We start from the raw sequence: 20,487 nt of genomic DNA on the forward strand, positions 1-20,487 counted from the left end.
GGACACAGGAGTTCTCGCGCCAAAAATAGCTATTACGATTTTAGCCAATCCAATGTGAAGGTGCCAAAGCTGATGTCCATGTTGTTCCAATCCGAATAGTCATATACACGTTCATACAGAACTCCGATTTCTCCGCTCTCCAACACCGTTAGACAGGAATAACCGTAATACCCGTCTTCGACTATTTTACTGTAAGGCCATGTCTCCCCGCCGTCTTCACTCAAGCGAACCGTACCTTTGACTCGCACCTTCTCATCGGCCGGATTGGCGAAGAGCACGCGCACCTTGCCGTCGCCCAGATCGGGATACAGAATGACGCTGGATTGACAGATCGGATCGATGAGCGTCATATCGAACGTCACTTCTCCCCAGGATTCTCCGCCATCTCCGCTCACGGTTACCGCAGTTCGTTGGAGTCCGTAATGATTCCTTAAAAAATACTTTAACTCGCCTGTCGGCAATTCGATAACCTGAGATTCCGTCAAGTACTGCTTCCCTTCGGAGATCGTCTTCGCCGAGAGTACCTCGCCGTCCAATTCTCTGCCATCGTTCGGTGACGCTCCGCGTTGCCAAGTGGCCCCATGATCATCGCTATAGATACATGCGCAAGAGAGATGCCCCGCCTCGTTGGAGAAATAGATCGGGAATATCAGTCGGCCCGCATGATCCCCATGCCGCAATTGAATGCCGCACCCTGGTCCTGATCCGATAAAGCGCATCCACTCCTCTTTCACCATAGGATTCAATTCTCTTGGCTTCGACCAAGTAAGCCCGTCGTCATCGCTTTGGATGATTTGTAAAAATGATGTTCTCGCTTCCAGCAAACTCTCTCTCGGGTCAATCCCCTTCTTATAATACATATTTCCCCGAGGTTCGCCTGACTTGAACACATAGCCTTCTGCATCGACCTTATAATCCGTGGCATGCCCCTGCACATCCGCAACCGCCCCGCTCTCTTCGAGAACATACAGTTCCCCTTCCCCGTCATACAGCTTCCTGCGGCCTTGCGCATCGAATCCGATACCGGGTTCGCTTGCCCGAAGACCGATTCCGCCTGGCGTGTGACTGTAGAGCATGAAGACTGTTCCAGTGTGATCATCCTGCAGCAGCGCCGTATCGATCGCCGCCGCGCCGTCCAATCCTTCCCCGGCGAATGACACCAGCTTCTGCACAGGGCCCCATGTTCGGCCGTCATCCTCGCTTCTTCGAATGGTCGCATCGATCTGGTTCGGATTATCCGTCTGGTCTGCGATTCTGGCATCAATGCCCGCAATGACAGTTCCTTTGTTCGTCGTGATCATGGACGGTATCCGATAAGCCCTTGATTGGGCCAGGTTCGGATAAAATAAGGCTTGCGTTTCAATGTTCGGCATAAGCGCAATCTCCCTTTTATTTCATTAGTCATTTAACAGATCAGATACTTTCGGCGCCTTCTCCAGCTCGGCAAGCGTCTCTTTCCCGCCGTTATTCATCCAGTTCTCCACATAGCTGTCCCATTCTTTGTCAATATCGATTTCCCCTACGATCGCTTTCATACGGAATTCATCCACAATCGTATTCATCTGCCCACTGTAACGCTTAGCAATCTCTTGCAAATCGGTTTCGTTCAGAATATCCCATTTGTATGGACGAATCAGCATCTTATCTTTAATATCCTCTCGAGCGTAAAACTCATCTTTCAGCTTCAGTGTATATTCGGAGGTAAACCATTTTACTCTTTCTTTGCTGTATGTGCGAAAATTGTATGCCCAGAAGCCGGAATTGCCTTCTTCCTGCGCATATTCCGGAAGCACTTTCAGAGCAGACTTCTCCGGTTCTCCTTCCCACTTCGAATGAACGCCGACTTCGCCGTAAAGCGTCCATCTGGCCTCGTCATCATGATTAATATAATCAAAGATTTGCAAAATCCTGGCCAGTTCTTCATCGGTCACATCTTTCGACACGTAGAACGCATCGGCCAAATTTGTAACAGGCAAATAGGCCCCTAAGCCTTGCTGACCGTCTTTCCCGATCTCAGGCGCCATTGCCAGCACCTTTGCCGTTGAATCCGGATTTTCTACAATGTTTTGAGGCGCTCTCCCTTTGGCCCAGTCATCCATAGCAATATAGGCGGGTTGTGTAATGTAATAACCGATCTTGCCTTGTTTGTATTTCTCCCAGCCCAGTTTTTCGTCCAAAGTGGTGAACTCCGGATCAATAATGCCCATATCATACCATTTCGCCATCAATTTCAGGAATTCCTTATACTTTTGCGAGATTTCCGTAACGACGAGTTTATCATTCTCAATCAAATTATAGCCTCTATAGATTCCGAAGCTGCCCATTAACGTACCGGCCCAGTTCAAGTTATTATTGGCCGGCAGGAGACCGTAGGTGTCATCTTTCCCATTTTTGTCCGGGTCGTTGAAAGTAAAGGCTTTCAGAATTTCTTCTAATTCTTCGATTGTATAAGCGCCTTCCGTGAAAAGAATTTTCTCGCGTCCGCCGCTCGGCCCAACCGGTTTCATCTCGCCCGGAGACTCAATGCCCAAGTTCTCAAGCCAGTCCAGACGGAGTGTAGGTCCCCACGCCAATCCATCTACATGAGAATATTGTCCGATTAATTGCAAGTATTCATTATCTGTGCCCTTCTTCAAATTCATGATGGGGCCAGGCGGGTTTTCAGACAGCATCTTCATATAGCGAGGAGCATATTTTTCCAGCATCTCCTTGGGAATCGTTCTCGTTAATCCGGAATCGTACAGCTGCTGTGCATTTTTCCCGCTTGTCGTGAACGCGAATGTATCAGGCAGGTCACCCGAAGCTACCATTAAATTCACTTGATCGGCGTTCCACGTATCTACTTTAGTATTCACAATCTTAATGTTGAATTGCTCCTCCAGCCTTTTCTGAACATAGCTCCCGTCCTCGGCTTTCCCTTTCGTTATGGAACCGGATAGCTGCAATGTAAGTTTATTCGAGAAATCTCCCGGTTCCGGAAGCTTCGACAGATCGGCTTTTCCTTCCGTGTTCTGCCCGCTCTCATTGCTGCAGCCCGTAATCGCTATAGCGGCGGATAGCATAACCACCGCGGCATACCGCATTCTTTTTTTCATCGTTTTTTCCTCCTTTTGGATTATCCCTTAAGTGAACCGATCATTATGCCTTTAATGAAATACTTCTGAACATATGGGTACACCATAACGATGGGTCCGATGGATATGATTACTGTTGATGCGCGCACATTGCTCAACAATAAATTCTCTGTCGCCCCTCCTCCGCCGCCGATGGCGCCGGCATTGGCCGATTGAGACAAGTCGAGAGCTGTCAGCATGTCTCTGACAATGATTTGCAGAACCGTTTTCGAAGAATCTTGTATGTACACCATGGCATGGAACCATTCATTCCAATGGTATACGGCCGCCCACAGAGCAATCGTCGCGAGCACAGGCTTCGATAACGGCATAATGATTTTCGTAAGAATCGTGAAGTAGCTTGCGCCATCCACGACCGCCGATTCCTCGATCCCCTTGTCGATCGTCATGAAGTAATTTCTCATAATAATGATGTAGAACACATTCACCGCGGACGGTAAAATAAGGGCCCATCGGGTGTCGAGCAGTCCCAGGTTTTTCACTAGCAGGTAATCCGGAATAATGCCCCCTGAGAAAAACATCGCAATCAGGAAAAATATTGTGATCGTATTGCGGTACGGCAATTCCCGCTTGGACAGCGGATACGCTGCCAGCACGGTAAATCCTACGATCAAGAGCGTTCCTGCCAGCGTACGAATAATTGTATTGACATACGCCTGCATAATATCCCCATAACCAAACACGAACCGATAGGCATCCGTGATCCATTGTTCGGGCCATAGATTCAATCCCAAGCTCGACACTCCGATCGGATCGGAGAACGACAGAACGAATGTCTGCCAGAAGGGATACAAAACAAGAATCGAGAACACCACGAAGCCCGCCATTAAAACCATTTCAAAGAGCGAGAATTTTTTGGCGCTCGCCATAATGCTTCCTCCTTTCTACCAAATGCCATGCTCGCTTTTTCTACGGATGATTGCATTCGCACCCAAAATGAAAGTGACGCCGATGATGTTCTTGAACAATCCGACTGCCGTTGCGTAATCGAATTGGAATTGCTCCAGACCGCTGCGGTATACGTAAGTATCGATAATGTCGGCCACTTCGTAGACAAGCGGGTTGTACAAGTTCAGAATTTGGTCGAACCCCGCATTCAGAATGCCTCCCAATCGAAGGATGAATAAAATAATGACCATGGGCATGATAGATGGCAAAGTGATATGAAGCATTTTTTTGAATCTGCCTGCACCGTCCATATCGGCAGCTTCGTAGAGCGAAGGATCGACAGAAGCAATCGCCGCCAGGTAAATAATCGCGCCGTATCCGACCTCCTTCCAAATATCTGTCAGCAAAAGCACCGGAATGAAGTACAGCTTGCTTGACAAAAAATGAATAGGATCTCCGCCGAAGGACGTAATAATGAAGTTTACAATTCCTCTTTGGGGCGAAAATACTTCTATAATCATGGCGGACAAAATGACCCATGACATAAAGTGCGGCAAATAAGAGATCGACTGAGTAACCTTCAAAAATTTCTGGTTGCGGATTTCATTGAGCATTAATGCAAACAAAATCGGCGCGGGAAATGCAATGACGATTTTCAAAATACTGATCCAGAGGGTGTTATTTAATGCTCTTATAAACAAGAAATCCGAGAAAAGCCGGGTAAAATGTTCGAATTGGTTCCACGCACTTCCCCAAATTCCAAGTCCCGGTGAAAAATCTTTAAAAGCAATGAGAATTCCGTACATAGGAAGATAGTTGAAAACAAATAACATGATGACGGGAAACAGCAGCATGACGTAAAGCAATTTCATTTTGTTCATTTGCTGAAGCGTAGCTCTTTTAACCGTTTCAGTTTTTTTGGACATGGTTCCACTCCCACTATGAAATAGTGTTTTCCTCCGGCGGCCTTTCCCCTGTTCAAACTTGATAACGGGTGTAAGAGGCCGTCAGCTTCCCGATTTCTTCATTAAGCGCTTCTAAACTCCCCATATCCTCCTCTCCGACCGGCAATAGCGGCAATCTCGGAATCCCCGTCTCAATCCCTCTTAGGCTTAGAATAGCTTTGCATGCTCCGTATAGAGACGGGAAGCTGAGCAGCTTGCTGATGATTGCGTTAATCTTGCATTGCAGTTGCTGAGCTTCATTGATTTCTCCTTCCCTGTACAACCGTTCCAGCCGGCAGAACAATTCAGGCATAACCCCGTAGGTTCCGCCGATCCCGCCGTCTGCGCCCATAATTCTGCCACCCAAGTATTGTTCATCCGGTCCGTTATAGACTAGGAATGGTTTCTCGGCATTCACTTTAAATTGTTGAAGCTCAAACACGCTTTCCCCGGACATTTTGATCCCGATGACCTTGTCTTGCACCGCCATTTTCTTAAACAGCGATTGGGACAAATGAAACCCGGTTGTTTGCGGGATGTTGTAGATGATGAAGGGCAAGGAGGTACTGTCTATCATTTCCTGCCAATGTCGTTCGACGGCCGCTTCCGATAAGCGATAGTAGATGGCGGGCACGCTCGAAATCGCGTCGGCACCTACGGACTCGGCATGAACGGCCAGCTCAGCGCTTTCTTTCGTGGAATTGGCCCCTACATGGACAATAACGGTAAGCTCCTTGGCCACTTCGTCCATTACCGTCTCCAGAACGAGCTTTCTTTCCTCTGCCGTTTGAAGAATGCCCTCGCCGGAGCTGCCGCCGACATACAATCCGTTAACGCCGGTAGACACATAATAACGCGCTAATTTCCGTACTCTTTCCTCGCTGACTTCTCCTGTGTCATCATAGGCCGAATACATTGCGACAAATACTCCTTTATACTTTTCTTTATCCCATTCCTTTACTGACATTCATTCACCCCTTTTCTTCGATGTTGTGCCAAGCGTACTTTGTATTATGCCGAATTCGAGAAATACGCATCCAACTCATACTTCAATCTTCTGGTCAGACCAGTACGTTCGATATGATTATAGCATGTTTGTAACCGCTGTCAACACCATTTTCAACACGAAATTATCGTTCTAATGGCTGCATTATCGCACTTCTGAATGGATAAGAGCTTCAGATACGAGCTTCTGATATTGACATTTCCATTGTCAACACTTACGATCTTAGCAGGTAGTATGACCACTGAATGAACACTATAAAGCGTGGTGGACAATGAATATTAAAAAAACTTCCCTCGTGGATCTCGTTCATGACCGGATAAAAGATTACATCGTCGACCATCAATTGCAGCCAGGGGACCGGCTTCCTGCCGAGAAAGAAATCATAGAAGCGCTTGGGGTTAGCCGCGCGGTCGTCCGAGAAGCATTGAAATCGCTCCAGATGATGGGGATTGTAGAAATCAAATCAGGACAAGGCATCGTTGTCGGAGAGCTGTCGGTCAGGTCGATCTTCGAACAAATCGCTTTCCATTGGAAGATTGGCGCTAACAACTTCAAGGAACTGCTCGATACTCGATCCATACTTGAGCTCGGCGCTATCGATCTTGCCATTGAACATTACGATATGGACAAGCTCGATGCGATTGAGCACTGGAACCAGGTGCTTCTGGGGAAGATCGAGCGGAATGAAAAGCCGCAGCATGAAGATCTGCAATTTCACCATGCTCTGTTTCTTGCCACCGGCAATGACACCTATTGTCAGTTAAGTCAAGTCGTACACCAATACTTCAGCCTCAGTCAGCTTGATAAAATCAACAATTTGAGCGATTATGAACAGGCCTATGAACAGCATAGCTTAATCCTTCACTGGATTCGGAAGAAAGATGCTCCAAGAGCCAAGCAATGTATGGTCGCACACCTTCAGCCGCTGTACCACTATTTGAAATAGAATATATTTAGGTGGTTATCTCCATGAAACCTATTCAAAAGAACGAACGTTTAACGCTTAGCAAAATCGTGAGCGAAAACCTGAAAGAGTATATTTTGGACTATCAGCTTGTACCGGGTCAGAAGCTTCCTTCCGAACGAGATCTGGTCAAGATGTTGAATGTCAGCCGCACGGTGCTCCGTGAAGCGCTTCGCATTCTGGAGAGTACAGGCATTATTACCATCAGACATGGTGAAGGGGCTTACGTGCAAGACGACAGCAACTTGTCCTCTCTCTTCGAGCACATGATATTCATGTGGAAGCTTGGCAATAAAACACGTGGCGACTTGCTTGAATTGCGGCATATTTTCGAATTGACCGCTATTGAACAGGCCGTACAGAGAGCAAGCGATGAAGATCTGGAAGCGTTGGAGCAATTAGCGCTGCGGATGCAAGCCTTTACTGACACGAAATCAATTCAAGACGCGGACATCGAATTCCACCGCGGTCTGCTTAAGGCCACCAACAACAAGCTGTTCGTGCAAATGACCGATCTCATTATCGAGTATTTCGCGAATGTTCCGCATGATCACATGGACGCCATAGAACGCGACAAATCGGTAAGCGATCACCTGCGAATTGTAGAAGCCTTGCGTGAACGCGATGCGGCAAAGGGCAAGCAGTTGCTGACCAGCCACTTGAATTATTCCAAGAAGTACATGCAGTCTGTCAACGAGTCGCTATAAGCTTTTCATATGAAAGTAAAGTCGGCAAATACGAGGCTTCTCAGCCCGGATTTGCCGACTTTTACTTGTCGCTAAGCGTTTTCGCCGTTTACGTAACTTGGAATTTCGTGCGCTCGTCGTCCGTTTATATTTATTCATTATCATTCTCGTACATTTTTAGCAACTTTCACCTGTTAATTTGTGTCTAACTATAAGGACTCTCTACTGAACGGTGCGAAAAAAATCGAAATGGAGGTACCTTCGAAATGAAAAAGTATGCGATAGGTTTTGTATGCGGCGCACTACTTGCCAGCGCTTCCGTCGTATATGCGGCAGATGCTATTAAGGCGACTTTATTTCCCGTCAAGTATGTGGTGAATGGAGAACAGAAAGACCTGTCCACCGGATACCATACCATAAATGTGGAAGGCAGGGCTTATGTGCCGGTAAGGTTCATAGCGGAAAGTCTGGATGCCGTCGTCGTCTATGACGATGCGTCGAAGTCAATTGAGCTGGACAATACGTTCCATATGAAAAGCATGTACACTCGCGTGAAAGCAGGGCATCTCCAAGTGAAGCAAGAAGGCAACGGAAGCCTTGTTACAGGCAAGCTCTATGTGGGACAAAGCTATTGGGATTCATTTGACGGAGCGAAATTCAGCTTTCCTCCTGGCACAGAAGTCAATGTAGGTGGAAGGATTGCCTTTTATGATGCTGACGGTGTTCCAATGGCGAAGGAAAACGTTTCTTTTCCCCTCACTGCGGGGGGAGATCGCATGCTGGACTTTGAATTTGTTACGGAAACGGACGTCAGTAATTACGATTATGCATCTTTGGAATCTGTAGGTCCGGAGCCATTGGATATGTTCCTTCCGCCACCAGCAGTGCATGTGTCCGATGCAACGAATAGTTTGGGAATCTGCTACTCCTCCATGATAAGAGACGGAGACTATACCAAGATTCAATATGAGCTGGCCGTATTGAAGCCTGAACGTTACCGCTTTAACGCAAAAGTAGACTACTATGATGAGCTGGGAAAATTGCTGGGAACCGCCCACATTGCCTTCACTGGGCAAGGTCCATATGAAATTGAAGGCCCGGGCAGCAGCGATTATCCTTACACTTATGAAACAGCCGCCAAAGGCGACGTCACCGGAGCCGCGTCGTATAAGTTGACCGTGGAGGAGATGGAGGTCATTTCGGATTAGGGCGTGTCTGAGAACTCTGAGGATAGCAAATTTTGCCGAATTTCCGTTCCATGCAAGGCGCGTTTGTGAAGGCGTACCCGGGGGTACGTCAAGCAAACGGAACGCAGCAGGGGGCGGAAAGGCGGTGAAAGATGCCACTGAGCGGGTTTTCAGACACGTCCTAGATGTTTTTCGCAACTCAAATTTTCACAGCGTGTTAAAACGGGTATAATGCATATTAACTAAACTTCACATGACTTATGCAATTCACGAGATTAACTGGTAATTGTGAGAAAAACCGGCGTACTTCTATGTCAAAATCAATGTAGATCCGTTCGGAATTCTTATGCGCATGCTGATGCGCTTCGGATGTGGAGTGACAACAAGATTCAGTCGTGACCGGCCTGTCCGTAACCGTCACAGCAATCGATGCTGCAGACAATGAATCATCCGGCAACACTGTTAGCATGACGACCACGAATACGCCTCCTGTAGCTGCTTGGGCACTTACACTTTAGGCACTCAAGTAACTTACGGCGGCGGCGTATACGAATGTATCCAGGCTCACACATCCTTAACCGGTTGGGAGCCTGCAACTACCCCGGCCCTTTGGTCAGTCGTCTAATCATGGCTTGAGGAACAAGCCTTCAACCGATGTGGTTGAATAAGAAGCAGCATCGCCGTCTTCACGGCGCATCCTCTTCCATGTAATACCCTGTCATGCGGAAAAGACCTCATTCCCCGATCGCTCAGGAAATGAGGTCTGATTGGCAGAGGCTCGAATGAATCACACGCCTCGCTTATTCCCGTCCAGTCTTCGAGCCAGCTCCGACAGATCGCGCCCCTTCAAGGCGCCTTCGACCAGATGCGGCAGCATAGCCGGCGTGCAGGAGAAGCACGGCGTGCCGTCCCGCGACAGCCGCTTCGCCAAGCGCTCGTCATAATACGGAGCTCCGCCGTCCGCCAGTGCAAGCAGGCACATCGTCTTCACGCCCGCTTCCCGCAGCTCCCGCATTCTGCGGACAAGCGCCGCCTCGTTGCCTCCTTCGTACAGATCGGACACGATGATGAACAATGTCTTCTTCGGCTCCGTAATGAACTGCTCGCAGTAAGCGACCGACTTGTTAATATCCGTGCCGCCGCCCAGCTGAACACCGAACAGCATGTCCACAGGGTCGTTGTCGCATTGCTCCGTCAGGTCTACGACCTCCGTATCGAAGACGACCACTCTCGTATCCAGCGCGGGAATGCTGGCGAAGATAGAGCCGATGATAGACGCCCAGATGACGGAATCCGCCATGGAGCCGCTCTGGTCGATATCGATAATAACGGTCCACTCCTTGGTGCGCTGCGAACGGTCGAAGAAGTAGAATCTCTCCGGAATAATCCGCTTGCGCTCCGCATCGTAATGCTTCAGATTGCGCTGGATCGTCCGCTTCCAGTCGATTCCGCTGACAGAAGGGAGCGGCGAATGCTGGCGCCGGTTCAGCGCCCCTGTCACCGCACGGCGAATATCGCTATCCATCTTCTTCACCAATTCCTCTACAACCGCCTCCACCAGCATCCTGGCCGTATCCTTCGTCTTCTCCGGAATTTGCCCCTTCAGACTTAGCAAGGTGCCCACCAGCCCGATATCCGGCTTGACGCTCGCCAGCACCTCCGGCTCGAACAGCAGCTGCTTCCAACCCTTGCGCTCCATGGCGTCATGCTGAATGATGGACACGACATCCTCGGGGAAGAAGGTGCGCACATCGCCTAGCCACTTCGCGAGACGCGGCGCAGACTTCTCCTTCCCGCCGCTTCTGCCGCTCCCACCTGCAGATCCTGCCGCTCCGGACGTGTCGTCATAGATCGTCGCCAGCGCTTCATCCATAATCCGTTCATCCTCGCTGAATCCGATGCCGCCTCCCTCGCCGTGACGAGATAGCTCTCCTTCCGCCGCCGCACCGAGAATGAGCCTCCAACGCTTCACTTCCCTATAATCCACTGTGCTACTCATGTTAAAAGTCCTCGAAATCAAAATCATTCAATTGGTCGATCATCTCTTCCTCGTCCTCCTTCAGCTCGCCCGTCAACGCTTCCGCCGTCTGCTCCGCTCCAGTGCCCCACAGCTCGCCCAGCAGCTCCGCGATCATCGTCTTCTCCCGCGGGTCGAAGGAGCTGAATGCACGGCGCAAAAAGACAAGCGCACGCAGAAACTCCTCATCCTCCAGTGATCCGATGTACTCGTTCAACTGCTCCCACAAGCTCATGCGGGACAGCAGCGCATAGCGGTTGCGCAGCGACAGGCCCTCGAACCAGCCCGCCCCGATATCTGCCGGTATGCCCGGCGACAGCCGGCGCGACACCTCTTGCGCGCACTGCTCCGCCGTCATCTTGTTGCGCTCCAGCAGAATGGCCGCCGCGAAGCCCGACAGCCGCGGATTGAGATCGTCCCGCTCCGCCAACTCTTGCAGCTCCTGCAGCCACAGCTCCTCATCGATATGCTCGTAATGATCCGATGCTATGGCGTTCAGCTCGTTCATGGCCGACGTCATGCCGTGCGCCGCTTCGTCATTGCAGCCGCTTCCCTCTACGAGGAACAGACACGCCCGGGAGAACAGCTCCATCATAAGCGGAAGCAGATGCGCCGTATCGATCCGTCTTAGATCGCCGTAGCTGATCGTCGTCGACAATTCGCGCGCGGCAGCGGCCAGCTGCACCACATCGCGGCTGTCGGCAGCAAGATGCTGCAGAGTGCTCCGCGCCTCTTCCATCTGCGCGATCATCCCGCACCGGCAAGCGACCTTGATCAGCGCGGACGCTTCCGCGATGCTGCCGCAGCTCTCCAGCTGTCCCTTCAGCTTGAACGCCGCCGCCACCTCGACCGTCTCGCCCAGCAGCGTCGATTCCACCACTTCAATCTCCACTTCAGGCGACCAACGCAGCACCCAATGCTCCGCCCAGGTCGCATTTTCCTGTCCGCTGGCCTGCTGCTTCGCGAAGGAGATGCCCAGCAACGCCAAGCGATGCAGCAGCGTCGATCGGTTCAGATCGAGGAATGCGGCTTCCTCGCTCTTCACACGGCGATTCTCCCGCAGGTCCAGCGCCAGATCCGCCGCTACAGCTGTACGATACTTGTCCAGCTTCAACTTCTTAAGCAGCCGATTCAAGTCATCTTGGATCGGCGTCTGGCTGACGCCATCCGCCAGCTCTCCGATCGCCGTGCCGACATCGATATGCGCCAGCGCTTCAGCAATGACCGACAGCTCGCCCCTTCCCAGCAGCGTCTGAGCCGCATCGCGCAGATCGCGGTGCGTCGGAGCGCTTCCGCCATGCAGCGCGGCCAGCGACTGCGCAAGCCGGACCGCTTCAATCACTTCGGCGGTGGACCGATGATGCCCCTCCTCTCGCAGACGCCGCGCAATGCGGGACAAGTAATGCTCCGGCAGCTCGTCCAGCGTCCCCTGCTCCATATGCTGCCACATCATCTCATAGTAATACGGCGCATGGTTCCCAGCGCCGTAGCCCGACTTCGTAGACAGCCGGTAATAGGAGTACGGCATAAGCGTCAACTTGGCGCTGCGCTTCGGAAGCAGCGCATATTCTTCATCGGTCATCGCATCCTGCCAATGCTCCAGCGCAGCCGCATGATAAGCGCCGCATACGACGACGATGCGGTCCGGCTGATGGCCCGCTTGAACGGCCTTCCCGATCTCCCTGCGCATATACGCTTCCCGTATTGCATTATGGGCGAACTCATAAGGCTGGTCACTGCGTTCCTTCGCCTCCGACAGCTCGCGCATTTCCCGCGAGAAGGCGAGGATCGCCTCCCTGTATGCGCCGCTGTTCAGGTTATGCTCATAATGGCGCTCCCAGTACATGTCGTAGTCGTGCTCTCCGGCCAGCTCTGCGATGCGCTCATAGATCGAGCCGATCGCGCTGCCCTCCGGTTCGCCATCGCTCTTGCCGTCTCCCGCTCTGCCATCCGTAGCGCCATCGTCCCGCCCGTCTCCTGAAGTACTGTCCGCTTCTTCCGCCGCTTCTGCGTCATCCGCTTCTACACCGTCCGCCTCTCCGCCTTGCCGCTTATCTCTTAAAGCCAGCGTAACGGAGGAAGGCAGATCGATGAAGGCCGCTTCCGCGCCGTTCTCCTTCGCCCACTTCATCGCTTGGAATTCCGGCGAATATACGGCGAACGGCCACATCGCCGTTCGAACGGGAAGGCTATCGGTGAAAGCCAGCAAGGCTACGGGAGGCTTCGTCCGCTTGTTGGTCAGATGGCGAATCTCCGCCGTTGCATCCGCCGGCCCTTCAATCAGCACCGCCGTCGGCTTCATCTCGTCCAAGAATTGCAGCAGATGCTTCGCTCCGCCCGGAGATAGATGCCGCACGCCAAATATATGTACAGCGCTCTCCATTCCCGTACTCACTCGTTCATCTCCTTGCACGCATTGTACAGGCCGCGCCATTCCGCACCGCGCTTCTTCATCACGTTGTCGATATATTCCTTCCAGACCAGCTTGTCCTTCACATCATCCTTCACAATAGCGCCCTGCAGCCCTGCAGCCAGATCTTCATCGCTCAGCGTGCCATCGCCGAAGCTGGCCGCCAACGCCATGCTGTTCGTCAGCAAGGAGATGGCTTCCGCCGTAGAGATAACGCCCGCCGGCGACTTCAGCTTCTCCTTCTTGTCGATGGTCATGCCGCTGCGCAGCTCGCGGAAGATCGTGACCACCTTGCGCAGCGCCTCATCCGCAGGAGCAGCTGCCTCCAAGTCATAAGCGCCGGCAATCTCCGCGACGCGCTTCTTCACAATTTCCACTTCCGTCTCCATATCCGAAGGCGTAGGCAGCACAATAATATTGAAGCGCCGCTTCAGTGCCGCGGACATCTCGTTCACGCCGCGGTCTCTCGTATTCGCCGTCGCGATAATTGAGAAGCCCTTGCGCGCGCTGCACTCCTTGCCCAGCTCCGGTACAGTAATCGTCTTCTCCGACAGAATGGAGATAAGCGCATCCTGCACCTCCGACGCACAGCGGGAGATTTCCTCGAACCGTGCCACGCCGCCCGCTTCCATCGCTCGCATGATCGGGCTTGGCACCATCGCCTCCGGCGTAGGACCGTCAGCCAATAACATGGCATAGTTCCACGAATAGCGCACTTGCTCCTCGCTCGTTCCCGCCGTGCCTTGCACGACGAGACCGGAGTTGCCATAGATTGCCGCCGTCAAGTTCTCGGACAGCCACGACTTGGCCGTGCCCGGCTCCCCGATCAGCAGCAGCGCGCGGTCCGTGACCAGAGTCGCAATCGCCATCTCTACGATCCGCTTGTTGCCGATATACTTCGGCGTAATAACTGTATCTCCAGCCTTGCCTCCCGTAATGAACGTCAGCACCGCTTTGGGCGACATCTGCCAGCCAGCGGGTACCTTCCCTTGATCCGTTTTGATCAATGCCTCGATTTCCTCTTTATAGAGCTGCTCCGCCGGCAGCCTTATCATATCCTGCAAATTTTCTGTTTGTGCGTTCATTACTCTCATCCTCTCCCTGTGTCAAAATACGCTTCAGCGTATACAGCATACACGATTCAGGCTCTCTCTCAATAGATGCACTAGAACACCTATTGCTAGTTTAATATTTATTCGCAGTGCAGTTCAACTTGATGCCTCCCTGTCTCCTCCTCCCCCGGCTCTCTCCTTCATTCTGGTCAAGATAAGCCCTAATTGTTGGCGAATATATCCATATCCGCCCAGTTTCCCTCCCCGCCAGCACAGCCTCTACCCTTGGCTTGAAAGTCGGTGGCAAGTAAATGAAAATAGATTCCAAAAATTCCGTTCTTTAAAAAAATGCCGACTGTCGTTCTCCGGATGTTCGATCGCCCGCATAATCGCTTCCCACTTCCGCTCGGAGTCCATCCCGACGCGCCGCCTCGTAAGCGCGGACATAGCAACCGCAAGCTGACGATAGGTCAGCGGGGTGGATAGATGATTACGCTGATTTCCCCCTTCTTCGAGCCCACTGAGCTTTCCCAACACTCCACGATCACCTGCCAGCTTGGAGTAAGACATTCCCCCCCCTGTTTAACTCTTGTTGAACGTTATGAAGCTTAGCGGCTTATCATCTCTCACATTCATTTGATTCAAGATTCCCTCCACTTGCCTGAGAGACCAGCTCCACTTTCTGTAGCGGCTTAATCTCTCTTCCAGCCTCTCTCTGTAACAAGATGGCATGCCATCTGCATGAATATAAATGAATGAATGGCTGAATTCACGAATATTCGTATTGTCAGGATGTTCAATCACCCGCATAATCGCTTCCCACTTGCATTCAGATTCCATTCTTGCACGTACCATGCCCAGCAGCAACAATTCCACGGCAATCGTATAAGACAACTCTTGCTGTTCCAGCAGTAACGCATGTTCCATGTATGCCCGGCAGCCTTCATGGTCGGGACGGGCGAGCACGCCGACCATAACAGGATCGTCGTGTTCGATCGCCCAATCCAGCCAACGTTCATCCCACATGTCGCGACAAGGGGCCTGACTTTGCGCTTCCATCCACCGCCCGTAGTAACGAGAGACGCTCCCGCGATACAGCTCATCTTCCACCTCTGCCAATTGTTCCTGCATCAGCGCTCTCGTCGCTTGCTTGAATCGCTTGAGGAACGACTGGAATTGCTCTACAGCCCCTGTCGTCCGCTTATCGTTCAGAAGGGCGATATAATGCTCGTAAAACTCCTTCTGCGAAAAAATGCTGAAAGCCATAGGGACTGCTTCCAGCATGTAATCGCCATCTAGCGATTCCAGCACAAACATAAGCTCAAGCTCCTTGCGACTGCCCATCAGACGCGAATAGCGGACTGCTTCATCATAAATAAGCTTGTGCCACCCCAGATCTCGAACGAAAGGATGCTCCTCGGCAGCTCGCCTAAAAAAATCATGAAGACGCTCTACGGATCTGTCGCGCATAGCCAACAAAAAACGTTGTAAAAAATATCTGCCTTGAGCTTGCTTCCCTTCATCGTCCAGCCATTCACAGCCTCTATCCAACAGGGCGTGCATATATTGCAAGATCTTCTCGTCCAGCTGAGGATTGCGATGAGAACGGATAACGCTGTCGATCACGTCATTCGCTTTGCTCATATAAGCATTCAGAATATGCTGTACGGCCAATTCCGATTGACATTCCGCCAGCGCTCTGAACGCTTCTTCCTGTATACCGCTATTGCGTGAAGAGGTCTGAGCGATCAGCTCCTGTTGGAATCTCAGCTTGCCGGACATGCTGCGAACGGCAGCTTTTCGCACAGTAGACGATCCCTTCTTGACACATTGCAGAACCAGATCGTCTACCTCTTCGTCGCGGACTGCGGCTATGACCAGAAGCTTATTCGCCTCCAGCTTCTTTCCTTTCATGTGGAATCCATCCTCGACATACGGCAATACAGCTCTGCCGAACGCAGGAAGAATATATTCGGAAGCATATTCCGACACTTTCACGCCTTTATCCTCTAGCAATTCCAGTGCTGGCGAAAGCAGCCGCAAGTCGGGGAACAAGCCGCGTTCATAGGCAAGCTGCAATGCGTCCAAGCGATCCTTCTCTTTGCTGGTCAGAGCGGATAAAGCCATAGCAAGCTGACGATACGTCAGCCGCGTTGGCAACGTCATTGCCTGCACCACCTTATCTCCACCTTCACGTTCTCATCGTCTCTATCACTTCTTCTATTTGATACGCAGCGTTCCACACGAACTTTTCCTGAACGGCAGCAACTCTTGACATATAATGAGCAGGCAGCTTCTTGAAGCAGTCTTCGACCGTATCATCGCTGAATTGATGGATCTGCCAAGAGACGGGCGATTCCAAATACGCAACAATGCCTTCCCATCTTGCTTCCTCGCTCATCCCGGCCCGCTCTGCACCGGCCAGAAGAAGAGGCAACAATTGTTCGGAATGATCCCCTGCTTGCTCCTGCCATTGCAGCTTATCCTTGAAATAATCCCGGCAACGCTGATGGTCAGGCCGTGCCAAGCACGCTGCGAGCAACGTGATATCTTGATCAATCGTCCAGTCCAGCCAGCGCTCGTCCCACAGCGTTCCGAATGGCATATCACGCAACCGTCCAATCTCAAATTCACGATTGGAACGTTCCCATAGCTCGGCATCATGTTGTTGTACTTGCATGCCCAGCACATCGCGAATACCCTCATTCAAATAATTCCTCAGCTCTTGACTGTCCTCACTTCCCAGCCCTGTCCATTCCATCTCAGCTCGCTCTTCATAAAGTTCATAAAAATCATGCTGCGTGTACACACTGGCCGCCGTTCGGAATGCACTCCCCGCTACGAAAGGGCAAATCAGCTCCATTCGGAACAGTAGCTGCAGCGCTGCCTTCGTCGCCATCATCTCCAAGTTTTCCGACGCATAATTGCACAGCTCGCTCAACCAGCCCAAGCGCTCGTAATGCTCGGCATGATCTAACATATCGGAGTAAACGGCATACAGCTCGTCTGCAGGCTTCTGGCGCAGAAGAAAAATATACCGCAGGATGAGAACATATCGCTCCTCCTGCTTCGCATCCGCTTCGGGATAGAGACGCACTTCCCTCAACACCTCGCCTAACGATCGGGCAAGGGCCGAATGAAATAATGAATTGTCGTTTTCATCCATGTATTCGTAATATTCCTCTTTGCCGCTTATTCCCTCCACTGCGCGCTTAATCGCAGCTTCCGATCGACATGAGGTCAGTGCGATTAAGGCAGCCCTGCGCACTTCTTTCTTCTTATCCGTGCTCCATGCCATTAAGCGTTCCACAAGCGAATCCCGTCCTGCCATTCCCTGAATCGCTGCTGCTCTCATCCGTACCGACTCGCTTTCAGCATAATGCAGCAGCAGAGGCTCGACGTCTTTCCCGCCGAGCTTCCCAATCAAGCGTATTCTGCGCATATCCCCCTTCTTCGCTTCCGAGCTCATAGCCGCAATCAGATGCGGTACGGCATCTTGACCATAGGAGGGAATCACAGCAGCTTCAACGAAATACGCGATGTCGTCATTCCCGTCATCCAGCGCATCTATAGCGGGAAGCATTAGCCGGAAATCGCTGAATACTCCCTTCTCGTACGCATCTGCAATGGTGTCGTAACGCCCTCCGCCCTTCGATGTCAACGCCTTCACTACAGGTGCAATTGTCTTATAAGAATATGGTGAAGACCCCGTCCCTCTCCTGCTGTCCATTGTCTCAGTCATTCAGCTCCCCCCATCCATATTATGGCGTAATGGCCTTCTCCTGCACATTGCTCTCCATCAGCTTCAGCATATTGTGCTGTACTCCCCCGTCGTCCGCAACACAGAAGCAAGCAGCCCCGCCAATTCCTGCAGAGACTCCTCTGAAGAGCGATTCGCCATCCCTTCCCGTTCCACCAAGCCCGCTACGCCATCCGCAAGCTTGCCGAATACGGGCGCTGCCTTATCCCGCAATACATTCTCCGTACAATTTCGGAGCCTTGCGTGGCAGACTCTACAATAAGATTCGTCATCTCTTCACCGCCTACCGAAGCGATAACCATCAGCCTGCGGGCGTCTGCACCCTTCCCGGTGGAATCGAACTTGCTTTCTTTATAACCCTGAGCCTTCCACCGCCTGAAGTCGTCAAAGCAGCTATTACTGGAGCAATCTCTCCGTAAGCGTACTGGATGTCCGAACCAATAGAGAGATTCGATATAACTTGCTGTTGCCCGCTATCTTGAAAAATCACAAAAGACTAATCCGCACTACAGACTTGCCGCTGCTCCTTGCTATTCGTTTCCATCGCTTGCAAGATCATTTCTATTTGCTGGTATCCCAGAAACCCATCGAACTCGGGAAGCATATTCTGTAATCTCGGTTTGTACGCGACCGGAAGATCATAGAAATACTCTCTCACCAAATCCTCATCAAATCCGTATCGCCGTTCGTCGTCATCGGCTTCTTCTATCATCCTCATAATCGTATCCCACTTCAGGGCCGGGTCCATTCCCGCTCTTGTCACGCCGTCAAAAAGCCAAAGCAGTGATTGGTGAGAAGGGTCTTCCTCTCTATCCCCTCTTATCTTCTCTTCGATATAACGCTTGCAGCGATCGTGATCCGGATGGGCAAGACAAGAAACTAAAAAATTATCTTCATCGTACTCCAATGCTAAATCCAGCCACCTGATATCCCATATTTCCGCGAAAGGAATGTGCAGCTTCGTATGAATAAGTCGACTTCCTTCTCCGTGCTCCCTCTCATACTGACGGATTCCATCAGACAACATGCCATATATCGTCTCAAATACTTGTTCTACCCGCTCATCCCTTTGCCTAGATGTTAACGATGCCCAATCTATCGTCATTCGTTGCGCATACAGCTCATACAACTCACTAGGCGACAGCCGCTTTGCTGCTGTGCGGAAGGCGTGCTTTATGCATTCACTAGACAATCGTTCACAATGAAAGAGCAGATCCAGCGCTTGCCTGGACCCTATCATTTCTAAGCTTGCAGCCCCATACAGGAGTAATATATCCAGCCAGCCAAGCTTCTTAAAGCGTCGCTCATTAGCCAGTACAAAAGCATAAATCTCGCAAAGCTCAGGAACACACTTCCAATGCAACGCTTGCAAATAAACCTCCAATTGCTGCCTCTGCTCCTCCAACCCCTTCGCATCCCGCTTCTCTTCTAGCACACGCTGCAATAATTGCTGCATGGCAAGAGCGATGGTTCTATGCAAATCAACGTGACCGTATTGACGAATTATTCCTGACAGCTCAGCCCGATCCTTGCCGACAATCCCCTGCATGAACACGCTATTGACATTATCTGAATGAATACCGGTCAACGCTTCATAAGCGGCAAGCCGTATCGGACCGTTCTTGCCAGTCGTCCACTCTACAAGGTTATCCACCACCTCTTCACGGCCAGTCAACGCTCGAATAGCTGCCGCACGCACTTCAACCGATCCATCCTTCGCTGTCTGCAGCATAAATGCTGCAACGTTCTCTATACCAGCAGCTCTAATTAATGCCAGCTTGCGCACACTTGCTTTTTTGCCAAACGGATCAAATGTAGACAGAAGATAAGGCAGCGCATTCTCACCATACGACGGCACAATAGAACGAGCTGCCAAGTCTGAAATGTCAGGGTGAGAATCGCCAATCGCATCAACGGCCAGCATCATTAGACGAAAATCTTGAAACTTGCCTGAAGAGTATGCTTCATGAACAATCTCATATCGTCCGCCGCCCCTTGTGCTTAGCGCTTGAATAACAGGATAGAGTTCTTGAAAGGAGAGCGAATTGGACAAGCTAACTTCATCTCTTGTCTGTGAAGAGGGCTGATTGCAATAGGATAATAGCGGCTGCAATTCGCCCTCGAGATCAGTCTTCTCTGCTGTACGAAGCACAGACGACAGCAACATCGCCAGCTCCTGCAGCTTCTCAGCAGGCGAGCTCTCCTGTTGAGCCGAAGGTATGATGAGAGCCTCCATACGATCCGCCAATCGGTTGAACACGGCTGCTTTCTCGCCAAGCTGCCGGAATGAAGGCTCCATATGCTTTAGACGCAAGTCGCCAATCGCTAGGTCACTCCCCGCTTTATACAGTCGCTTCACTTCTTGATGAAGCTCCCTCAACAGCTCTGTACTCACCTCACAACACCTCTTTCAATGCTTCACCCCAATATATCTCGATC

General features: G+C 51.3%; 17 protein-coding genes. 4 read left to right on the top strand and 13 right to left on the bottom strand.

Annotated elements, in window-relative coordinates; all coding sequences use genetic code 11:
• Positions 1-32: 32 nt before the first annotated feature.
• The 5 genes from M6D81_RS24385 to M6D81_RS24405 are packed head-to-tail and all read right to left on the bottom strand — an operon-like array spanning position 33 to position 5,933.
• A complete protein-coding gene (locus tag M6D81_RS24385) occupies positions 33-1,373 on the bottom strand; it encodes a sialidase family protein (RefSeq protein ID WP_262679778.1) in 1,341 nt (446 codons plus the stop codon).
• 24 nt (positions 1,374-1,397) lie between these two features.
• Positions 1,398-3,095 (bottom strand): type 2 periplasmic-binding domain-containing protein, encoded by a 1,698-nt coding sequence (locus M6D81_RS24390; protein WP_262679779.1) that lies wholly within the window; start codon positions 3,093-3,095, stop codon positions 1,398-1,400.
• 20 nt (positions 3,096-3,115) lie between these two features.
• Positions 3,116-4,003 (bottom strand): carbohydrate ABC transporter permease, encoded by an 888-nt coding sequence (locus M6D81_RS24395; protein WP_262679780.1) that lies wholly within the window; start codon positions 4,001-4,003, stop codon positions 3,116-3,118.
• A 15-nt stretch (positions 4,004-4,018) separates the two neighbouring features.
• Positions 4,019-4,948 (bottom strand): ABC transporter permease, encoded by a 930-nt coding sequence (locus M6D81_RS24400; RefSeq protein ID WP_262679781.1) that lies wholly within the window; start codon positions 4,946-4,948, stop codon positions 4,019-4,021.
• Positions 4,949-5,000: 52 nt separating this feature from the next.
• Positions 5,001-5,933, bottom strand: coding sequence for a dihydrodipicolinate synthase family protein (locus M6D81_RS24405; protein WP_262679782.1), 933 nt, complete (start codon positions 5,931-5,933; stop codon positions 5,001-5,003).
• 310 nt (positions 5,934-6,243) lie between these two features.
• Here M6D81_RS24405 and M6D81_RS24410 point away from each other — a divergent pair, with 310 nt between their 5' ends.
• The 4 genes from M6D81_RS24410 to M6D81_RS31900 all read left to right on the top strand — a co-directional run bounded on the left by M6D81_RS24410 (position 6,244) and on the right by M6D81_RS31900 (position 9,434).
• Positions 6,244-6,918, top strand: coding sequence for a FadR/GntR family transcriptional regulator (locus tag M6D81_RS24410; RefSeq protein WP_262679783.1), 675 nt, complete (start codon positions 6,244-6,246; stop codon positions 6,916-6,918).
• A 23-nt stretch (positions 6,919-6,941) separates the two neighbouring features.
• The gene (locus tag M6D81_RS24415; RefSeq protein WP_262679784.1) at positions 6,942-7,643 is read left to right on the top strand and encodes a FadR/GntR family transcriptional regulator; all 702 of its coding nucleotides are present in this window, start codon (positions 6,942-6,944) and stop codon (positions 7,641-7,643) included.
• Between the two features lie 245 nt (positions 7,644-7,888).
• Positions 7,889-8,830, top strand: coding sequence for a stalk domain-containing protein (locus M6D81_RS24420; RefSeq protein WP_262679785.1), 942 nt, complete (start codon positions 7,889-7,891; stop codon positions 8,828-8,830).
• Between the two features lie 478 nt (positions 8,831-9,308).
• Positions 9,309-9,434, top strand: a complete 126-nt coding sequence (locus M6D81_RS31900; RefSeq protein ID WP_410795789.1) for a carbohydrate-binding protein — start codon at positions 9,309-9,311, stop codon at positions 9,432-9,434.
• 162 nt (positions 9,435-9,596) lie between these two features.
• Here the strand turns inward: M6D81_RS31900 and M6D81_RS24425 are convergent, their stop codons facing one another.
• From M6D81_RS24425 to M6D81_RS24460, 8 genes are all read right to left on the bottom strand, one after another.
• Positions 9,597-10,808: a VWA domain-containing protein gene (locus M6D81_RS24425; RefSeq protein ID WP_262679786.1), complete on the bottom strand. Its 1,212-nt coding sequence runs from the start codon at positions 10,806-10,808 to the stop codon at positions 9,597-9,599.
• Between the two features lies 1 nt (position 10,809).
• Complete coding sequence (locus M6D81_RS24430) at positions 10,810-13,209, bottom strand: DUF5682 family protein (protein ID WP_262679805.1); 2,400 nt, start codon at positions 13,207-13,209, stop codon at positions 10,810-10,812.
• A gap of 8 nt (positions 13,210-13,217) precedes the next feature.
• Positions 13,218-14,321, bottom strand: a complete 1,104-nt coding sequence (locus M6D81_RS24435; protein WP_262679787.1) for an ATP-binding protein — start codon at positions 14,319-14,321, stop codon at positions 13,218-13,220.
• 246 nt (positions 14,322-14,567) lie between these two features.
• Positions 14,568-14,858: a hypothetical protein gene (locus M6D81_RS24440; RefSeq protein ID WP_262679788.1), complete on the bottom strand. Its 291-nt coding sequence runs from the start codon at positions 14,856-14,858 to the stop codon at positions 14,568-14,570.
• 12 nt (positions 14,859-14,870) lie between these two features.
• Positions 14,871-16,454 carry a hypothetical protein gene (locus M6D81_RS24445; protein WP_262679789.1) on the bottom strand — a complete coding sequence of 528 codons (1,584 nt, stop codon included), beginning with the start codon at positions 16,452-16,454 and terminating at the stop codon, positions 14,871-14,873.
• Between the two features lie 25 nt (positions 16,455-16,479).
• Positions 16,480-18,030, bottom strand: a complete 1,551-nt coding sequence (locus M6D81_RS24450) for a HEAT repeat domain-containing protein (RefSeq protein ID WP_262679790.1) — start codon at positions 18,028-18,030, stop codon at positions 16,480-16,482.
• 63 nt (positions 18,031-18,093) lie between these two features.
• A complete protein-coding gene (locus tag M6D81_RS24455) occupies positions 18,094-18,261 on the bottom strand; it encodes a hypothetical protein (RefSeq protein ID WP_262679791.1) in 168 nt (55 codons plus the stop codon).
• A 283-nt stretch (positions 18,262-18,544) separates the two neighbouring features.
• Entirely contained in the window at positions 18,545-20,443 is a 1,899-nt protein-coding gene (locus M6D81_RS24460) for a HEAT repeat domain-containing protein (protein ID WP_262679792.1), read from the bottom strand.
• Between the last annotated feature and the right edge of the window lie 44 nt (positions 20,444-20,487).

This window comes from Paenibacillus sp. J5C2022 (assembly GCF_025567625.1).
Taxonomy (GTDB): Bacteria; Bacillota; Bacilli; order Paenibacillales; family Paenibacillaceae; genus Pristimantibacillus.